Source organism: Nocardia sp. NPDC056952, assembly GCF_042674185.1.
Taxonomy (GTDB): domain Bacteria; phylum Actinomycetota; class Actinomycetes; order Mycobacteriales; family Mycobacteriaceae; genus Nocardia.
This window is the reverse complement of sequence record NZ_JBHURA010000004.1, coordinates 77,489-94,774: the sequence shown is the minus strand read 5'-3', so window position 1 is coordinate 94,774 and position 17,286 is coordinate 77,489. Positions and strand designations below refer to the sequence as shown.

Genomic DNA, 17,286 nt, shown 5'->3' with positions numbered 1-17,286 from the left:
CCTCACATCGTCTGCAAACGGCGCAGGATCTCGTCCAGCGCCTCTCTACCCGGTGCGCGACCGGTGTGATCGCGCAACGCGGAGTTCGCCGGATCCACCCAGCGCCACAGTTCGGGTCCGAACTGCAGCTGACCGGCGGCCTCGGTGGCCCGGCGATTCTTGGAAACCCTCAGCCCGGTGGACAGCTCGAATTCCTTGGCGAGCAGTGGCCGCAGGTGGCGGTCCCAGTCGGCGCGGGTGCCGTCGGCGCGGGCGGTGAGCATCTCGGCGCGCGCGTGCCAGCGACCGAGCATCTCGGCCGGACCGTTGTCGATGTACTCGGTGAGCGGTTCCTCGCGGATCACGCGGTGCCGCAACGACCAGACCAGCATCGCGAGCGCCGCGGCCACCGGCACGGCAACCGCGAGCAGCACCGAGTCACGATCAAGACGCACCAACGTCACTTCGATCACCGCGACCGCGAGCACGGCCGTCACAATCACCGAAGTCCGGTTCACGCTGAGCCCTCCTGGCATGCTCGGGCGACCTGCGTGGTGACGCGAGCTACCGACTCCGGTCCGCTCATGCGGTATCCATTCGGCATGCTCGGGCGCCCTGCGTGGTCACACTTCGCTACCGCCTCCGGGCGCTGACCGCTCATGCCGTCACCAGCCTGCGCTGCAGGTCCGTGAGAACGATGCGCAGCAGTTGTTCGGCGCGCATGCGCTGCCATTCGAGCATCGAGTGCGGGCTGAACCGCGCCTCCTCGAACAGCGCGACCAGCTCGCGGGCCGAGGCATCGTGCAGCACACCGCTTTCGAAGGCCCTGGCCAGCACCTCCATCGGGGTGTCCGAGGCCAGCGGGCGGGCGGCGCGGTCGCTGGACAGACCGCGCTCCATCGCCACATAGCAGGCGATGATGGCGGTGCGCGGATCCTGGCCCGGGGCGTTCATCGCCGCGAGGCCCATTTCGGCGGCGCGCGTGAGGGAGTCGACTTCGCTGGCGGACGGTTCGTCCTCGACGGGCGCGACGGGGGCCGGTTCACGACGCGCGGCGACAGCCACGACGACCAGGCCGACCAGCGCGACCACGATCAGCACGATGGCCAGGATCGCCGCGATCACCAGGGCGGTGCCGGTGAGTTCGGTGGGTCCGGTGGTGGGGTCCGCGGCATGGGTGTCGGTCGTGGGGACGGGGCCGGAACCCTCGGTGAGCGTCTCGGCGGCCGGGCGCATCGGGCGGGCGCCGGGCAGCAGGAACAGTGCGGTGACCCCGCCTGCGAAGATCAGTGCCACCGCGGCGACGGCGACCGGGACCAGCAGTGCCATCCTGCGCCACTGGATGCGCGGCATGGCGTCGCGTTCGGCTTCCGGCATCGCCAGCGGCAGGCGATGCTGGCTGGCGATCACGCCCGCGACCAGGATGACGATCGAGACCAGCAGCAAGACCGGCATCACGGCGATGAGCAGCGGAGAAGGGGCTCCGGTCGAGGTCGCGCCGGAGCCGGGCAGCGTGCCCTGCAACGCGATCGTCGAAGCGACGACCAGTGCGATCACGACAATCGCCCGCGTAATGGGCTGATTCACCCCGATCACAGCTGTACCACCAAACCCCAGAGACTGCACAAAACAGCCACATAGTTACATGCCGAGTGGTCCGCTCGAGAGGAAATCGATGCTTTTGGACCCCTCCCCTCTTATTGTCCCCCCGCGACCAAGGGCTTGCTACGCAGTGCGAACGTCTGACACGCCAGTTAATGGCAACTCACCGAGACGGCTGGCGGTGCGAGCCAGATCGGGAATCGCGGGGACCCCGGCGGTCAGGTCGTACGGGCGCTCCGGGGCATGGACGGTGAACGGGAGATCGGCGTCGTAGAGGACATCGACGAGATTCACCAGCCGCATCGACCAGTCCGGCGGGACCGCGCGCAGTGGCGGGACCTCGCGCAGGGTCCAGTGGCGGTAGCGCTCGGTCAGGCGGAGGTAGTCGGCGGCGCTGGTGGGGGCGGCGCAGATGTCGTGGAAGTCGAGGGTGATGGCATCGGTGGCGGCGTGGGCGCGGATGGTCCGGCCGTTGCCGAGGGGCACGTCGACGAGGCCGACACCCTTCAGGGGTCCGGTACCCACCGTGAGCACATAGCGGCCCGCGAGGAAGCCGGTGTCGCGGTGGGGCGTGCGGGTGCGGTAGTCGAGTGGTCCATCGAGAGCGACCGTGTCGAGGTGGGCGAGGATCAACTCGATGGTGGGCAGGAACGCGTCGTGGAACAGCGGGTTGGGCAGGAGCTCCTGGGGCCGGTAGTTCGAGGTGACCACGAGGGTGCGGTGGCCGGCGAAGAGGGCTTCGAGCATGCGGGCGACGAGCATGGCATCGCCGATATCAGTGACGTGGAATTCGTCGAAGCAGACCAGGTCGGCGTCGCCGAGGAGTTCGTCGATGGCACGTTCGATCGAACCCAGGGTGTGCGTGGCGGTATGGAGGGCGGCGAAGAAGCTGTGGAAGTGGAAGCGGCGCTTGAGCCGTGTCTCGACCGCGCCGAAGAACCGGTCCATCACCATGGTCTTGCCGCGGCCCGGTCGGCCGTGCAGGTAGATGCCGCCGCGACCGGCCCGCCGACCGCCGCTGTCAGCGAGGCGCGGGAGCGGGATGCCGAACGGGCCGGTGCGTCGAGCGGGGTGCCCACGGTGTACGAGGTGCCCGTCGACCGGGTCGAGCAGTGATTCGAGCGCGTGCAGGGCCGCTTGCTGTGCGGGGTCGAGCACCACGGTGTCGGGTTTCATGCGAGCCTCCTCGTTCCTCTACAGTTGTAGAGGATGGCCGTCGCCGACGGCCAGGAGAGGTGACGATGTCCACAGACCGGCGGGCACAGATCGTGGCGGGCGCCATCGAACTCATCGCGACCCGGGGAATCCGCGCGCTCACCCACCGCGCGCTGGACAACCAGCTGGCCCTGCCGGCGGGTTCGACCTCGTACTACTTCCGCACCCGACGAGCCCTGATCGAGGCGGTGGCCGACGGGATCACCACTCGCTCACGCGCGGATTTCGTTGCCGCGCAGTACGAATCAACGCCCCACCCGGAAGATCTGACGCAGGTCGCGCGCGAAGAATCAGCAAGTCCGCCGATGGATCCCGTGCAGGTCGCGCACGACATCGCGACCTGGCTCGATCAGCTGCTCCTCCATCGCCGCAACGAGCTGATCGCCCGGCACGCCCTGATCATCGAGGTCCTGTCCGACCCAGAACTGCACGCTCGCCTGGCAGGCAGCCTGTTCTCGCTGGACCGCGCGACAGACTTGTTCATCGCCCTCGGTGCCGCCGAACCACGCGAGTGGGCCCACGACTTCCTCGCACTGCTGGAAGGACTCGTCTTCGATCGGTTCGCGGGACTGCGCGCGGGATCAGCGGGCACCGTCGACCAGCTCGCCCGGCCACTGGCCGATTTCCTGAGGAGCGGTCAGTCCCGCCAGCCGAATTCGGAATAGGTGGCGGTCGAATTCAGCGCGGCTAATCCGAGCGCGGAATACTCGATCAGGTCGGCGGGCAACTCGGTCAGCGGAAACCATTGCAATGCATAGCATTTATCGGGTTCCCGATTGAAAGGCTCACCGCGCCAAACCTCGACGCGGAAGAACAGACCGAGGCGGGAGTCGCGCCCGGGGGCGGTGACGTGGGCGACGTGGAACAGCCGCAGGGCGGTGGGATCGATGTCGACCCCGACCTCCTCCGCGGCTTCACGGACCGCTGCCGCCGCCACCGACTCGCCGGCTTCGACCTTTCCCGACGGCAGGTGCCAGCGGTGATCGAACTCGTCGCCGCTGCGGCGCAGGCTCAGCAGAACCTCGTCACCGCGGATCAGCAGGACGTGCACGTCGACCAGGTGGCGGGGAGTCACCCGGTCGAGCGTACGAGGCTACGACGTCAGGACGAGTCCGGAGGTGGGGACGCCGGTACCCGCGGTGACCAGGATGCGTTCCAGGGCCTCGACCTGGTTGACCGAGGTGCCGCGGATCTGGCGAACCGCTTCGGCGATGCCGTTCATGCCGTGGATATAGGCCTCACCGAGCTGACCGCCATGGGTGTTGAGCGGAAGGCGGCCGCCGAGCTCGATGGCGCCGTCGGCGATGAAGTTCCTGGCTTCGCCACGGGGGCAGAAGCCCAGTTCCTCGAGCTGCATGAGGACGAACGGGGTGAAGTGGTCGTAGAGGATCGCGGCCTGCATGTCGGCGGCGGTCAGGCCGCTCTGCGCCCACAGCTGGTCGCCGACGAGACCCATTTCCGGCAGGCCGGTCATGGCGTCGCGGTAGTAGCTGGTCATCACGTACTGGTCGGCGCCGCTGCCCTGTGCGGCGGCCGCGATGATCGCGGGGCGCTGCGGGAGGTCGCGGGCGCGTTCGACGCTGGTGACCACGATGGCGACCCCGCCGTCGGATTCCTGGCAGCAGTCGAGCAGGTGCAGCGGTTCGGCGATCCAGCGCGAATCCTGGTGCTGTTCCAGGGTGATCGGCTTGCCGTAGAAGAAGGCGTTGGGGTTCACCGCGGCGTGCTTGCGGTCGGCGACCGCCACCGCCCCGAAATCGGCACTGGTCGCGCCGGTGACGTGCATGTACCGGCGGGCGACCATCGCGACCTGCGCGGCGGGCGTGCCGAGCCCCTGCGGGTAGGCCCAGCCCGCGTCGATCCCCGACGACGTGGGCGCGGCGGCCAGCGCGGGCGAGAACTGACCGAACCGGGCGCCGGATCGTTCGTTGAACGCGCGATAGGCCACCACGACATCGGCCACCCCGGTGGCCACGGCCATCGCGGCCTGCTGCACGGTCGCGCAGGCCGCGCCGCCGCCGTATCCGATGTGGCTGAAGAACTTCAGGCTCGGAATGCCGACCGCCCTGGCCACCGCGGCCTGGGTGTTGGTGTCCATGGTGAACGTGGTGAGGCCGTCGACATCGGCGGGCGTGAGACCCGCGTCGGCCAGCGCCGCGCTGACAGCCTCCGCGGCCAACCGCAATTCGCTGCGACCGGAGTCCTTGGAGAAGTCGGTGGCACCGATGCCGACGATGGCGGCGTGACCGGAAAGGCCAGCGGATTCGGCGGAGGTGGTGCTCATTTCGGCTCCAGATCGGGAAGGGCGATGACGGCCGTGGCGGTGATGTGCTCGCCGAGGCTGTCTTTGCCGTGCACGTCGATGGTGACCTGGGTGCCGTCGATCTCGGTGACCGTGCCGGAAAGGGTCAGGGTGTCACCGGCGTACAGCGGCACGCCGAGACGAAGAGCGATGCGCTTGACCAGCGCACGCGGACCGGCCCAGTCGGTGACGAAGCGCTGCACCAGACCGGTGTCGGTGAGGATGTTGACGAAGATGTCGCTCGACCCGCGCTCGACCGCCTTGTCGCGGTCGTGGTGCACATCCTGGAAGTCCCTGGTGGCCAGGGCGGTGCTGATCACGAAGGTGGGATCGGCGTGAATCGCCAACTCCGGCAGCACAGTTCCCACCGCGAGGGTGGCGAGTTCGACCGTGGGGGTCATCGAGGCGTCCTTTGCGGTCATCACACGGCCTGCCAGTACGGCAGCACGGTTCCGTCGGCGAGCTTTTCGAAGGCGACGCGGACGGGCACGTCGATGGCGACGTCCGCCGGGTCGATGCCCCGCAGTTCGCCGAGCACGCGCACGCCTTCGTCGAGTTCCACCAGGGCTACGACGAAGGGCAGGTCGCGACCGGGCACCTTCGGCGCATGGTGCACCACGAAGCTGAACACCGTGCCGGTGCCCGCCGCCACGACGTAGTCGGTGGGCTCCGCCTTGTCCTGCCAGAGGGCCGGAATCGGCGGGTGCCGCAACGAACCGTCGGGCAGCCGCTGGATCCGCAGCTCGCCGATTTCGGTACCGGCCCAGAAGAATTCGGTGTCGCGTGAGATCACCGGGCCGACCCGCCCCTCGGGCGCTGTCTCGATACCGTCCGCCGCGGGCTGCGCGGCGGCCGTGCCGGGTGCGAACTTCAGCAGCCGGAACAGCATTTCGGTGACCACCTCGTCGCCGACCGACCAGGTGGTGGCGTAGGTGAGGAACCAGCCGTCGCCCAGCCCGGTTCGCTTGGGGCCCTTGACTTCGGCCAGCTTGCTGGTGACCTGTACCTGTTCGCCGGGCCGCAGGTAACGGTGGTAGGTCTGCTCGCAGTTGGTGGCGACGACCGAGGTGTAGCCCGCCGCGTCGAACAGCTCGTTGGCGAGATTCATCGGGTCGTCGGCGGCACGGACACCGTGCAGACCCTGCATGGTCCACACCTGAGCCATCGCGGGCGGCGCGACGATGCCGGGATGCCCCGCTGCCCTGGCGGCTTCGTCGTCGACGTAGATCGGGTTGGCGTCGCCGAGGGCCTCGACCCAGTTGTGGATCATCGGCTGGTTCACCGGATCACGACCGGCGCGCGGCGCCGACTCCCCCGCCGCGACGATCTTCGCCGCGCCCTCTGCGAGTTCTTCTGCGGTGAGGGATTCCGGCACGCGCCGCTCCTTGTTCATCGGGGTACGCGCGGCAGTTCGAGGCCGGCCGAGGCCACCAGTTCGCGCATGATCTCGTTCACGCCGCCGCCGAAGGTGACGACGAGGTTCTGCTTGGTACGCCGATCCAGCCAGCCGAGCAATTCGGCGGTGCCGGGCTCGGCCGGGTCGCCGTAGCGGCCGATGATCTCCTCGACCACCCGGCCCGCTTCCTGTAGCGACTCGGTGGAGAAGATCTTGGTGGCCGAGGCGTCGGCGATCACCGCGTTCTGCGCCGCCGAGGTGTCGGCCGCCGCGACCTGCCAGTTCAGCAATTCGTTGAGCCGCACCATGGTCCGCACCCGGCCGAGCGCGCGCCGAACCTCGGGCTCGCCGAGCAAGCCGTGCTGGGCAGACCAGTCGCGCAGGCGGTCGTAGAGCTGTTCGATCTTGCCCGACGGGCCGAGACTGACCCGCTCGTGATTGAGCTGGGTGGTGATCAGCCGCCAGCCGCGGTTCTCCTCGCCGACCAGCATGTCCGCGGGCACCCGCACGTCGTCGAAGTAGGTGGCGTTGGTGTGGTGGGCGCCGTCGCAGGTGATGATCGGAGTCCAGGAGTAGCCGGGGTCCTTGGTATCGACGATGAGGATCGTGATGCCGCGGTGGCGGGACTCGACCGTGCCGGTGCGGCACGCCGTCCAGACGTAGTCGGCCTCGTGGGCGCCGGTGGTGAAGATCTTCTGCCCGTTGACGATCCAGTCACCGTCGTCGTCGCGTACCGCGGTGGTGCGCAGCGCGGCGAGGTCGGTGCCCGCCGACGGTTCGGAGTAGCCGATGGCGAAATGGATGTCACCGGACAGGATTCCGGGCAGGAATTTCTTCTTCTGCGCGTCGGTGCCGTACTTCTGCAAGGTCGGCCCCACGGTCAGCAAGGTGACCAGCGGCAGCGGGACATCGGCGCGGACGGCCTCGTTGAAGAAGATCTGCTGTTCCATCGGGCCGAACCCCTGGCCGCCGAACTCCTTGGGCCAGCCGACACCGAGCCAGCCGTCGCGGCCCATCCGGCGCACCACCTCGCGGTAGGTGTCGCCGTGCCGGTCCACCGCCATCGCCGCGGCCTCGGCCGGGCTGATGAGATCGGCGAAATAGGAACGCAATTCTTCGCGCAACCGCCGCTGTTCGGCGGTCAGATCGATGAACATCTTGCTCCCAGAAGGTCGAGCCGCAGACCCGCACCGCCGAGGAGCCGGGCGAGGTCTTTGGCCTGCGAGTAGTAGCGGTGCATCGGGTGGGTGATATCCACACCCAGTCCACCGTGCAGGTGGTGACATTTCTGCATGGCGCGCGGAACTTCGGCCGCGGCCCAGTAGGCGAGCACGTCGAGGTCCTCGTCGATGCGGTACTGGTGCTGGGGCGAGAGGTCCGGCTGCGCCAGCGCCCAGCACGCCGACTCCGCGGCCACGTGCAGCGTGCGCGAGACCACGTACAGGTCCGCGATCTGCTGAGCCACGGCCTGGAATTCGGCCAGCGGCCTGCCGAACTGTTCCCTGGTGCGCACGTGCTCGGCGGTGAGCGTGAGCGCGCCCTTCAACAGGCCGTCGGCGACCGCGCCGATACAGGCCAGCGCGTGGCGGTGCAGGACGGGCAGCGCGTCGGGCAGCAGCTGGTCGGCCGGGATCTCGACGTCGTCGAGGACCAGCGTCGCCTCCGGGATGCCCGCCGAGCCCGCCACCGGGATGATCTCGAGCCCCGGCGCGACCGAATCGACCAGTGCCACACCGGCATCGGTGGGCACCAGAATCCACCGTGCCTGCTCGGCGTAGATCACGCCGGACTTGCGCCCGGTGATCCGCACCGTGTCGCCCGCGCGCACGGCCTCGGTGGTGGGCGCGGTGGTGAACGGCGCGCCCGGTTCGTTGAGCGCGGCGCTGAGCACGGTGCCCTTGCCGACCTCGGCGAGCACCCGTTCGGCCAGTTCGTCCGACAGCACACCGAGCAGCGGCAGCACACCGAACCCGAAGGTCGGCAGCGCCGGGACCGCCGCGGCATCGGTGGCCAGCTCCATGAGCAGGGCCGATACCTCGAGCAGTCCCATACCGTCGCCGCCGAACCGTTCCGGCACCGGCACGGCCAGCAGACCGGAGTCGACCAGGCTCGGCCACAGGGCCATGTCCCTGGCCGGCTCACGTTCGAGCAGGCTTACCACTACCTCGGCTACGGCGTCGGCGCTTTCGTCGCGGGTGAAATCCACGGCGTCCTCCCTCATCGAGCTAACTGTCCGCATCGCGCGGCAGGCCGAGAATTCGTTCGGCGGCCACGGTCAACAGGATCTGCTCGGTACCGCCCGCAATCGAGAGACACCGCGTAAGCAGGAATTCTTTCAGAGCATCACTGTCCAGGGAACCTTCTTGACCGACAAGTTCCAGCGCGTATTCCGCCAGCTCCTGCCGATGCCGGACACCGACCAGTTTGCGGACACCGGCTTGGGCGCCCGCGTCGACGCCCGCCATCGTCGCCACCGCGATCCGCTGTTCCAGCAATGATCCAGCAACCGAGGACGTGATCAGTGCGCCGAAACGGTCCTCACGCAGTTCTGTTCCCCATCCACCGACCGGAAAACGGTCGAGCAGGGCTTCGAGCGCGCCACCGATACCGCCGCCGCCCATCGCGACCCGCTCCGCCGACAGCGTGGTGCGCGCGATCTTCCAGCCGTTGTTCAGTGCGCCGACCAGGCAATCGTCGGGCACGAACACGTCATCGAGGAAGACCTCGCTGAACTTCTCCTCGCCGGTGATCTGCACCAGCGGCCGCACCTGCACGCCCGCGGCGCGCATATCGACGAGGAAGTAGCTGATGCCGCGATGCTTGGCCGCGGCCGGATCGGTACGGGCCAGGCAGATGCCCCAGTTCGCGGTGGAGCCGAGCGAGGTCCACACCTTCTGGCCGCGCAGCACCCAGCCGCCGTCGACCTTCTCGGCGGTGGTGCGCAGAGCGGCGAGATCGGAACCCGCGCCCGGCTCGCTGAACAGCTGACACCAGATGACCTCGCCGTGCAGGGTCGGCCAGACGTAGCGTTCGATCTGCTCCTCGGTACCGAAGCGCAACAGCGTCGGCACAGCCCAGCCCGCGACGGCGAGGTCGGGGGTCGTCAGCTCGGCGCGACGGAGCTGTTCGGCGATCTGCAGGCAGGTCATCGGATCGGCGGCACGGCCGTAGGGCCGCGGCCAGTGCGGCATCACCATGCCCGCTTCCACCAGCGCGCGCGCCTGGTCGGCGGGCTCGAGGGCGGCGATCGCGGCGACCTCGTCCGCCAGCGCGGTGTCGACAGCGGCGTCACCGAGCACCCGTTCGGCGCCGGTGGTGCGGCGCCGGCCTGCCCTGGTGAGCTCGGCGACACGGGCGCGCCAGCGCGCCGAACCACCGAGGAGCTGGCGCAGCGAGCTCGCCCGGCGCAGGTAGAAGTGCGCGTCGTGTTCCCAGGTGAAGCCGATGCCGCCGAGCACCTGGATGGCGTCCTTGGCGTTGTCGACGGCGGCGTCGAGGGCCACCGAGGCGGCCACAGCCGCGGCGATCGGAAGCTCGTCGCCGCCCTCGTCGATCGCGGCGGCGGCGTCGGCGGCGACCGCGCGGATCAGCTCGGTGCGGCACAGCATCCAGGCGCACAGGTGCTTGATCGCCTGGAAGCTGCCGATCGGCTTGCCGAATTGTTCACGGACACGGGCATATTCGACCGCGGTACGCAGGGTCCAGCCGGCGATGCCGGCCAGCTCCGCTACCGCGAGCGCTACGAAGAGATCGGTGACATCGGCCGTCGGCGCGAAGCCGTGATCGGCCGGTACGGCCACCTCGGCGGCGCTGACCCGCGCCAGCGGCACGGTGTGGTCGCCGTGTGCCAGCGACGTCACCGTCACCGCTTCGGCGGGCAGCAGCAGCCAACGGGTGCCGTCGATGGTGTTGGCGGGCACGAGAACTCGGGTCAGCTCATCGGCGCCGTAGACGAAATCCCAAGTGCCGGAGACAGTCCAGCCCGTAACGGTGGCGACCGCCTTCGCGGACTGCTCGTCGCCGGGCACCGCGACCGCGCACGGCGTGCCGTCGGCGAACACGCCCTCGGTGATCAGCCCGGCCAGCGCGGTGGCCAGCACCGGACCGCCGACCAGGTCGTCGCCGGTCTGCTCGAGCATCACTGCGAGGTCGGCCACGGTGCCGCCGAGACCGCCATTGCCCTCGGGCAGCGCGACCTCGAACAGCCCGAACTCACTCAGCCCGGTCCAGTACCCGCGCCAGGCGGTCGAGCCGCCGGCCCGCATTGTTTCAATCGGCGCGACCGTGCTCGCCCAGCCTCGCAGCGATGCCGCGACGGCTTTGTGCTCGTCAGTGGTGGCGATGGTCACAAGAAGATCCGCCCTTCCGGCGTGGTTCGCACTTCTAGAACATGTTCTAATATCTAAGCCGGGTATAAGTCAAGAGACCTACACTCGCACTAAGCTCCGGACACGGCTCGGCCGATGAATTGCCACTGAAGCGAAAGGGTTTCCACGATGGACAGTCCCGCACCAACGCCCACCGTGACGACGCTGTCCGAGGACGAGCTCAGCTCCAGCGCACAGCGCGACCGGCGCAAGCGCATCCTCGACGCGACCCTCGCGCTCGCCTCCAAGGGCGGCTACGACGCCGTGCAGATGCGTGCGGTCGCCGAGCGCGCCGACGTGGCCGTCGGCACGCTGTACCGCTACTTCCCGTCCAAGGTTCACCTGCTCGTTTCGGCGCTGGCCAGGGAATTCGAGATGTTCGAGGGCAAGCGCAAGCCACTACCCGACGGCGACGGCCCGTCCGAGCGCATGCACACCCTGCTCACCCAGATCACCCGGATGATGCAGCGCGACCCCCTGCTCACCGAGGCGATGACGCGCGCGTTCATGTTCGCCGACGCCTCGGCCGCCGCGGAAGTGGATCGGGTGGGCAAGGTGATGGACCGGGTCTTCGCCCGCGCGATGAGCGACGGCGAACCCGACGACCGTCAGCTCGCCATCGCCCGCGTCATCTCCGATGTGTGGCTGTCGAACCTGGTGGCTTGGCTCACCCGGCGCGCGTCCGCGACCGATGTCACGGAACGACTCGAGCTCACCGTCGACCTGTTGCTGGGCGATCGCGGATAACCCAGCAACCCGGCAAAGCTCACCACCGCAACATCACAAATCGCCCATCGCTGTTGACACCCGTCGGCTGTGCGCCTTCCAGTAGGAAGATGCATAGCCGACGTCGCATATGCGAAACATCGCATCTACCGGGCGCGCGTGCCTCGCCGCGCCCTCGTATGCGCGGTGAGCTCGACGAATCCGGCGGAGGGCGGTGGGCCGCCGGGACGGAATTTGCCGTAAGGTCGCGAGCAAACGACCGGGGATAGTGCGCACAACGCGCCGCGCCGCTCGCGCGGCAAAATTGACGCAGTATTGTTTTTCGCGCCCCCTGATCAACTCCTCCCATCACTAGGTTGGATGCGTGAGCGCACAGGAACTGCCCTTGGATGTCCGCCGTGCACTGGCGTCGGTTGCGCGCGTGCCACGGCTCTTGGTTGCCTCGGACTACGACGGGACCATCGCCCCGATCGTGTCCGACCCGTCGAAAGCGTTTCCCCAGCGGGAATCGGTGAGCGCGCTACGCGCGCTGGCGGGGTTGGCGAACACTACTGCGGCGGTGATTTCCGGTAGAGCGCTCCGAGACCTGGCGGCGCTGTCGCGCCTGCCGGTCGAGGTGCAGCTGATCGGTAGTCACGGCTCGGAGTTCGACGTCGGCTTCGTGCACGCGATCGACAACGACGCCAAACAGCTACTGACAGAGATCAATTCCGCGTTCTCGAAGATCGCCGCCGAGAACCCGGGCGTGACCGTCGAGATGAAGCCGGCCAGCGCCGCGCTGCACGTGCGCAACGCCAGCCCCGAAATCGGCAGGCGCGCACTGACTTCCGTGCGCCAAGGCCCGGCCTGCTGGGTGGGCGTGCAGGTGACCGAAGGCAAGGCGGTGATCGAGCTCGCGGTGATCCCCACCGACAAGGGCACCGCGCTCGACACCATCCGCCATCAGGAAAGCGCCTCCGCCGCAGTGTTCTTCGGCGACGACGTGACCGACGAGAAGGCGTTCCGGGTGCTCTCGGGACCGGATGTCGGCATCAAGGTCGGCGAGGGCGAGAGCATCGCCAAGCTGCATGTGAACTCCACCGAGGACGTGGCGCGCGCGCTGGCGTTCCTCGTCGAGGAGCGGCGCACCTGGCTTGCCGGGGCGAGCGCCCCCCGGATCGAGCGGCTGAGCATGCTGGCCAGCCCGCGCTCGGTCGCGCTGCTCACCCCCGACGCGACGGTCACCTGGCTCTGCCACCCCGAACCGGATTCGGCGGCGGTGTTCGCGCATCTGCTCGGCGGCGCGGCGGCCGGACACTTCACGGTGGCGCCGGAGCGGCCGAGCCTGCCGCTGTCGCAGCGGTATGTGGACGGCACGATGACGGTCGAGACACGGTGGGCCAGTTTGCAAGTGGCCGACTACCTGCCGCACGACGTCGCTCCCGATCGCACCGATCTGACCAGGGTGATCACCGGCGCCGCGAAGGCCGTGGTCATCTTCGCGCCGCAGCCGGAGTTCGGCCAGGTGCCGGTGCGAATGCAGGCCGTACGCAGCGGAATTCAGGTCAGCGGCACCAATGATCCGATGGTGCTTCGCTCCCCCGGTGTGGAATGGGAGATCCTGTCCGACGGCACCAACGAGCAGGCGCGCGCGGTGGTCGACCCGTCACTCGGTCCGGTCGTGCTCGAATTGCGGTGCGGAACAGCAGATCTCGCGCCCTCGATGACCCCGGAGCCGCAGCGCCGCCAGCTCGCCGAGCAGTACTGGTCGCAGTGGGCCTCGGAGTTGCTGCTGCCGCCGCTCAAGCCGGATCTGATGAAGCGTTCGGCGCTCACCCTGCGCGGGCTGGTCCATCGCCCGTCGGGGTCGATCCTGGCCGCGGCCACCACCTCGCTGCCCGAGGACATCGGCGGCGTGCGCAACTGGGACTACCGCTACTGCTGGCTGCGTGACGCGTCGCTGACCGCGCAGGCACTGGTGACCCTGGGCTCGCTGACCGAGGCCGAGGAGTTCCTCGGCTGGGTGCACAAGGTGCTCGACACCCTGCCGGGGCCGGAGCGCCTGCACCCGCTGTACACGATCTACGGCGAGACGCTGCCGCCCGAGGCCGTGATCGACCTGCTGCCCGGTTACGCGGGGTCGCGGCCGGTGCGCGTGGGCAACGCGGCCAATATGCAGGTGCAACTCGACGTGTTCGGGCCGATCGTCGACCTGATCACCTCGATGGCGCACGAGCGCGAGCGTCAGGGCATCACCGCCCCGGCCAAGGCACTGCCGGATGCCGACTGGGAACTGGTGCACGCGATGGTGTCGGCGGTGCAGCGCCGCTGGACCGAACCCGACCACGGCATCTGGGAGATCCGCGGGAATCCGCGCCACCACGTGTACTCGAAGGTGATGGGCTGGCTCACCATCGACCGTGCCCTGACCCTGGCCGACCGTTTCGATCGCACCCCCGATCCCGACTGGGTGAGTCTGCGCGACACAATCGCCGACGAGGTGAAGGCGAAGGGCTGGAACGACGAGGTCCAGTCCTACACCGCCGCCTACGACGGCACCGACCTGGACGCGGCCACCCTGCACATCGGCCTGAGCGGCCTGATCGATCCCGCCGACCCGCGCTTCGCCGCGACGGTGGTGGCCACCGAGGCCGAACTGCGCAGCGGCGCCACGGTGTACCGCTACCACCACGACGACGGGCTGCCCGGCGGCGAAGGTGGCTTCCACCTGTGTGCCGCCTGGCTGGTGGAGGCGTACCTGCTGATCGGCAGGCGCTCCGATGCGGAGGCGCTGTTCGCCCAGCTCGTCGCCGCCGCGGGCCCCACCGGCCTGCTCAGCGAGGAATACGACCCGGTCGCCGAACGTTCCCTCGGTAACCACCCCCAGGCGTACAGCCACCTGGGTTTGCTGCGCTGCGCCCAACTGCTCAGCCAGCCGGTCAACGCCCTGGTCTGACAACGCTCGAAAAAGCCGGGTTCGAATTTCGAGCCCGGCTTTTCGATGCGGTTCGTACTGGGTATTCGTAGCTGCTAATCTAAAACGGTAACGATTTCCATTACGATCTAGAGCTTGCTCGCCAGGAGTGCCGCGTGAACCCTCGATTCGCCCGCTTGTTTGCCGGTCTCACGGCGGGGGTGGCGGCCGTGGTCGTCCTCAGTGCCTGCGGTACCAGCTCCAGCGATTCCGATACCCCCCAGATCGTCGCCTCCACCAATGTGTGGGGTTCGGTGGCGTCCGCCGTCGCCGGGCCGGATGCCCAGGTGACCTCGATCATCAGCGACCCCGCCGCCGATCCGCATTCGTTCGAGACCTCGGCCACCGACACCGCCAAGATCAGTGACGCGGATCTCGTCGTGTTCAACGGTGGGCACTACGACGAGTTCATCGAGAAGGCCATCTCGGGCAAGGACAAGCGGACCGTCGAGGCGTTCGAGCAGCGCGCGGACAAGAACGACGACAACGAGCACGTCTGGTACGACGTGAGCACCGTCGCCGCCGTCGCCGATCGGATCGCGGCCCAGCTCGGCCAGGTCGACGCCGCGCACGCCGACGCCTACACCGAGCGCGCGGTCGCCTTCAAGAATCAGCTGATCGGCGTCAGCACCATCACCGGCACCATCGCCACCCAGACGCCGAACGCGCCGGTCGCCCAGTCCGAGCCGCTCGCGCACTACCTGCTCACGGCCGCGACCGCGCAGGACAAGACCCCGCACGAGTTCCAGGAAGCGATCGAGCAGGAGACCGACCCGGCCCCGGCCGCCGTCGCCGCCACCCGCGACCTGATCACCGCCAAGCAGGTCAAGGCACTGATCTACAACACCCAGACCGAGGACAAGATCACCCAGGACCTGCGGGCCACCGCGCAGTCCGCGGGCATCGCCGTTGTCGAGGTCACCGAAACCCTGCCCGCCGGAATGGATTACATCCAGTGGCAGACCGCCAACGCCAAGGCGCTCGCCGCGGCCCTGCGCTGAGGACCCCCATGACCGAGGCAACCGCACTGTCGGACACCACCGCCGCACCGGACATCGAGACCGCCGACGCGGCGATCCGGCTGCGCGGGGCGAGGATGGCCTTCGGCGACCGCACCCTCTGGCGCGACCTCGACCTCGACGTGCGGCCGGGTGAGTTCATCGCCGTCCTCGGACCCAACGGCTCAGGCAAGACCTCGCTGCTGCGCGCTCTGCTCGGCACCCTCGAACTGAGCTCGGGCAGCGCGGAGATCGCGGGCAGGCGAGCCGGGGTCGGCAATCCGGGCATCGGCTACATCCCGCAGCAGAAGACCATCGACGCCGGCGTGCAACTGCGCGGCGTCGACCTGGTCGGCCTCGGCGTGGACGGGCATCGGTGGGGGCTCGGATGGCGCGGGCGTCGCAGCCGGGCCGACAAGGTCGAGCGGGCCATCGCCGCGGTGGGCGCCGGGTCGTTCGCGCACGCGTCGCTGGAGACGATGTCCGGTGGTGAGCAGCAGCGGTTGCGGGTCGCGCAGGCCCTGGTCGGCGACCCGTCGGTACTGCTGTGCGACGAACCGCTGCTGAGCCTGGACATGGCGAACCAGCGGCTGGTCGCCGAACTGGTCGACAAGCGCCGCCGCGAACACGACACCGCGGTGCTGTTCGTGACCCACGAGATCAACCCGATCCTGCCGCTGGTGGACCGGGTGCTCTACCTGGTGGACGGTGGCTTCCGGATCGGTACGCCCGATGAGGTGATGACCTCGCAGACGCTGTCGGAGCTCTACGGCACCGAGGTCGAGGTACTGCGGGTGCGCGGCCGCCTGGTGGTCGTCGGCACCGGCGACGATATGGACGCCCTGGGCGGTACCGCCTGATGGAAAAGCTCACCAAGGTGTTCCAGCAGATGTTCGACTTCGCCACCACCGCGAACCTGCTCGGCTACGACTTCGTGCAGCAGGCGCTGTTGGCCAGTGCCCTGCTCGGGTTGCTGGCAGGCTTGATCGGACCGCTGATCGTCGCCAGGCAGATGTCGTTCGCCGTGCACGGCACCAGCGAGCTCTCGCTCACCGGCGCGTCGGCGGCCCTGCTCGTCGGGGTCGGGGTCGGCTTCGGGGCGATCGCCGGTTCGGTGGTCGCGGCCGTGCTGTTCGGGTGGCTGGGTTCTCGTGCGCGCGAACGCGATTCGGTGATCGCGGTGGTGCTGTCGTTCGGGCTCGGGTTGTCGGTGCTGTTCCTGTGGCTCGCGCCGGAACGGGCCGGGTCGAAATTCTCGCTGCTCACCGGGCAGGTCGCCGGGGTCGGCTACGACGGGCTCGCGCTGCTGGTCACCTGCACCGCGGGCGTGCTCGCCGTGCTGGCCGTGGTGTATCGGCCGCTGTTGTTCGCCAGCTCCGATCCCGAGGTCGCGATCGCGCGCGGGGTGCCCGTGCGGGCGCTGTCGGTGGTGTTCGCGGTACTGCTCGGCATCACCGCCGCGTTCGGCGTGCAGATCGTCGGCGCGCTGCTGGTGCTCGCGCTGCTGATCACCCCTGCGGCCGCGGCCGCGCAGGTGACCTCGAGCCCGATGCGGGCGACCGTGCTGTCGGTGATCTTCGCCGAGGTCGCCGCGGTCGGCGGGCTGCTGCTGTCGCTGGCGCCCGGTGTTCCGGTGTCGACCTTCGTCACCGCGATCTCGTTCAGCATCTACCTGGTGTGCCGGGTCGTCGGACATCGCAATCGGCAACTCGCGCACGCGCGCTGAACCCGCTCCGATGCCCGAACGG

16 protein-coding genes are annotated in these 17,286 nt (G+C 68.8%); 6 read left to right on the top strand and 10 right to left on the bottom strand.

The window, feature by feature from the left end; all coding sequences use genetic code 11:
* Nucleotides 1–2 precede the first annotated feature (2 nt).
* From ACFTS5_RS16520 to zapE, 3 genes are all read right to left on the bottom strand, one after another.
* On the bottom strand, nucleotides 3–497 hold the full coding sequence (locus ACFTS5_RS16520) for a hypothetical protein (protein WP_101464691.1): 495 nt from the start codon (nucleotides 495–497) through the stop codon (nucleotides 3–5).
* Between the two features lie 139 nt (nucleotides 498–636).
* A complete protein-coding gene (locus tag ACFTS5_RS16515) occupies nucleotides 637–1,536 on the bottom strand; it encodes a DUF4129 domain-containing protein (protein WP_378631601.1) in 900 nt (299 codons plus the stop codon).
* 168 nt (nucleotides 1,537–1,704) lie between these two features.
* On the bottom strand, nucleotides 1,705–2,757 hold the full coding sequence (gene zapE, locus ACFTS5_RS16510; protein WP_378631599.1) for a cell division protein ZapE: 1,053 nt from the start codon (nucleotides 2,755–2,757) through the stop codon (nucleotides 1,705–1,707).
* A 65-nt stretch (nucleotides 2,758–2,822) separates the two neighbouring features.
* Here zapE and ACFTS5_RS16505 point away from each other — a divergent pair, with 65 nt between their 5' ends.
* Nucleotides 2,823–3,461 carry a TetR/AcrR family transcriptional regulator gene (locus ACFTS5_RS16505; protein WP_378631598.1) on the top strand — a complete coding sequence of 213 codons (639 nt, stop codon included), beginning with the start codon at nucleotides 2,823–2,825 and terminating at the stop codon, nucleotides 3,459–3,461.
* Here the strand turns inward: ACFTS5_RS16505 and ACFTS5_RS16500 are convergent.
* The 7 genes from ACFTS5_RS16500 to ACFTS5_RS16470 are packed head-to-tail and all read right to left on the bottom strand — an operon-like array spanning nucleotide 3,434 to nucleotide 10,843.
* Nucleotides 3,434–3,871, bottom strand: a complete 438-nt coding sequence (locus tag ACFTS5_RS16500; protein ID WP_378631597.1) for an NUDIX domain-containing protein — start codon at nucleotides 3,869–3,871, stop codon at nucleotides 3,434–3,436. The two genes, ACFTS5_RS16505 and ACFTS5_RS16500, sit on opposite strands and share 28 nt — an antisense overlap.
* Before the next feature lie 18 nt (nucleotides 3,872–3,889).
* Nucleotides 3,890–5,080 (bottom strand): lipid-transfer protein, encoded by a 1,191-nt coding sequence (locus ACFTS5_RS16495; protein WP_378631595.1) that lies wholly within the window; start codon nucleotides 5,078–5,080, stop codon nucleotides 3,890–3,892.
* Nucleotides 5,077–5,499 carry a MaoC family dehydratase gene (locus ACFTS5_RS16490; protein ID WP_056819362.1) on the bottom strand — a complete coding sequence of 141 codons (423 nt, stop codon included), beginning with the start codon at nucleotides 5,497–5,499 and terminating at the stop codon, nucleotides 5,077–5,079. The genes ACFTS5_RS16495 and ACFTS5_RS16490 overlap by 4 nt, the downstream gene beginning before the upstream one ends.
* A gap of 20 nt (nucleotides 5,500–5,519) precedes the next feature.
* On the bottom strand, nucleotides 5,520–6,491 hold the full coding sequence (locus ACFTS5_RS16485; protein ID WP_378631593.1) for a bifunctional MaoC family dehydratase N-terminal/OB-fold nucleic acid binding domain-containing protein: 972 nt from the start codon (nucleotides 6,489–6,491) through the stop codon (nucleotides 5,520–5,522).
* Entirely contained in the window at nucleotides 6,488–7,651 is a 1,164-nt protein-coding gene (locus ACFTS5_RS16480) for an acyl-CoA dehydrogenase family protein (RefSeq protein WP_378631592.1), read from the bottom strand. Before ACFTS5_RS16480 ends, ACFTS5_RS16485 begins: the two co-directional genes overlap by 4 nt.
* Nucleotides 7,636–8,715 carry an acyl-CoA dehydrogenase family protein gene (locus tag ACFTS5_RS16475; protein ID WP_378631590.1) on the bottom strand — a complete coding sequence of 360 codons (1,080 nt, stop codon included), beginning with the start codon at nucleotides 8,713–8,715 and terminating at the stop codon, nucleotides 7,636–7,638. Before ACFTS5_RS16475 ends, ACFTS5_RS16480 begins: the two co-directional genes overlap by 16 nt.
* A gap of 4 nt (nucleotides 8,716–8,719) precedes the next feature.
* The gene (locus ACFTS5_RS16470) at nucleotides 8,720–10,843 is read right to left on the bottom strand and encodes an acyl-CoA dehydrogenase family protein (RefSeq protein WP_378631588.1); all 2,124 of its coding nucleotides are present in this window, start codon (nucleotides 10,841–10,843) and stop codon (nucleotides 8,720–8,722) included.
* 147 nt (nucleotides 10,844–10,990) lie between these two features.
* Here ACFTS5_RS16470 and kstR point away from each other — a divergent pair, with 147 nt between their 5' ends.
* From kstR to ACFTS5_RS16445, 5 genes are all read left to right on the top strand, one after another.
* On the top strand, nucleotides 10,991–11,608 hold the full coding sequence (kstR, locus tag ACFTS5_RS16465) for a cholesterol catabolism transcriptional regulator KstR (protein WP_378631587.1): 618 nt from the start codon (nucleotides 10,991–10,993) through the stop codon (nucleotides 11,606–11,608).
* Between the two features lie 343 nt (nucleotides 11,609–11,951).
* The gene (otsB, locus tag ACFTS5_RS16460; RefSeq protein WP_378631585.1) at nucleotides 11,952–14,522 is read left to right on the top strand and encodes a trehalose-phosphatase; all 2,571 of its coding nucleotides are present in this window, start codon (nucleotides 11,952–11,954) and stop codon (nucleotides 14,520–14,522) included.
* A gap of 134 nt (nucleotides 14,523–14,656) precedes the next feature.
* On the top strand, nucleotides 14,657–15,541 hold the full coding sequence (locus ACFTS5_RS16455) for a metal ABC transporter solute-binding protein, Zn/Mn family (RefSeq protein WP_378631583.1): 885 nt from the start codon (nucleotides 14,657–14,659) through the stop codon (nucleotides 15,539–15,541).
* Nucleotides 15,542–15,549: 8 nt separating this feature from the next.
* Nucleotides 15,550–16,398 carry a metal ABC transporter ATP-binding protein gene (locus tag ACFTS5_RS16450; RefSeq protein WP_378631582.1) on the top strand — a complete coding sequence of 283 codons (849 nt, stop codon included), beginning with the start codon at nucleotides 15,550–15,552 and terminating at the stop codon, nucleotides 16,396–16,398.
* Nucleotides 16,398–17,264, top strand: a complete 867-nt coding sequence (locus ACFTS5_RS16445) for a metal ABC transporter permease (RefSeq protein WP_378631580.1) — start codon at nucleotides 16,398–16,400, stop codon at nucleotides 17,262–17,264. The genes ACFTS5_RS16450 and ACFTS5_RS16445 overlap by 1 nt, the downstream gene beginning before the upstream one ends.
* Nucleotides 17,265–17,286: the final 22 nt, after the last annotated feature.

Coding starts and splice junctions, on each gene's coding strand:
- zapE (WP_378631599.1), bottom strand. CDS start 2,757: ATGAAACCCGACACCGTGGTGCTCGACCCCGCACAGCAAGCGGCCCTG.
- ACFTS5_RS16505 (WP_378631598.1), top strand. CDS start 2,823: ATGTCCACAGACCGGCGGGCACAGATCGTGGCGGGCGCCATCGAACTC.
- ACFTS5_RS16495 (WP_378631595.1), bottom strand. CDS start 5,080: ATGAGCACCACCTCCGCCGAATCCGCTGGCCTTTCCGGTCACGCCGCC.
- ACFTS5_RS16490 (WP_056819362.1), bottom strand. CDS start 5,499: ATGACCCCCACGGTCGAACTCGCCACCCTCGCGGTGGGAACTGTGCTG.
- ACFTS5_RS16485 (WP_378631593.1), bottom strand. CDS start 6,491: ATGAACAAGGAGCGGCGCGTGCCGGAATCCCTCACCGCAGAAGAACTC.
- ACFTS5_RS16480 (WP_378631592.1), bottom strand. CDS start 7,651: ATGTTCATCGATCTGACCGCCGAACAGCGGCGGTTGCGCGAAGAATTG.
- ACFTS5_RS16475 (WP_378631590.1), bottom strand. CDS start 8,715: ATGAGGGAGGACGCCGTGGATTTCACCCGCGACGAAAGCGCCGACGCC.
- kstR (WP_378631587.1), top strand. CDS start 10,991: ATGGACAGTCCCGCACCAACGCCCACCGTGACGACGCTGTCCGAGGAC.
- ACFTS5_RS16450 (WP_378631582.1), top strand. CDS start 15,550: ATGACCGAGGCAACCGCACTGTCGGACACCACCGCCGCACCGGACATC.
- ACFTS5_RS16445 (WP_378631580.1), top strand. CDS start 16,398: ATGGAAAAGCTCACCAAGGTGTTCCAGCAGATGTTCGACTTCGCCACC.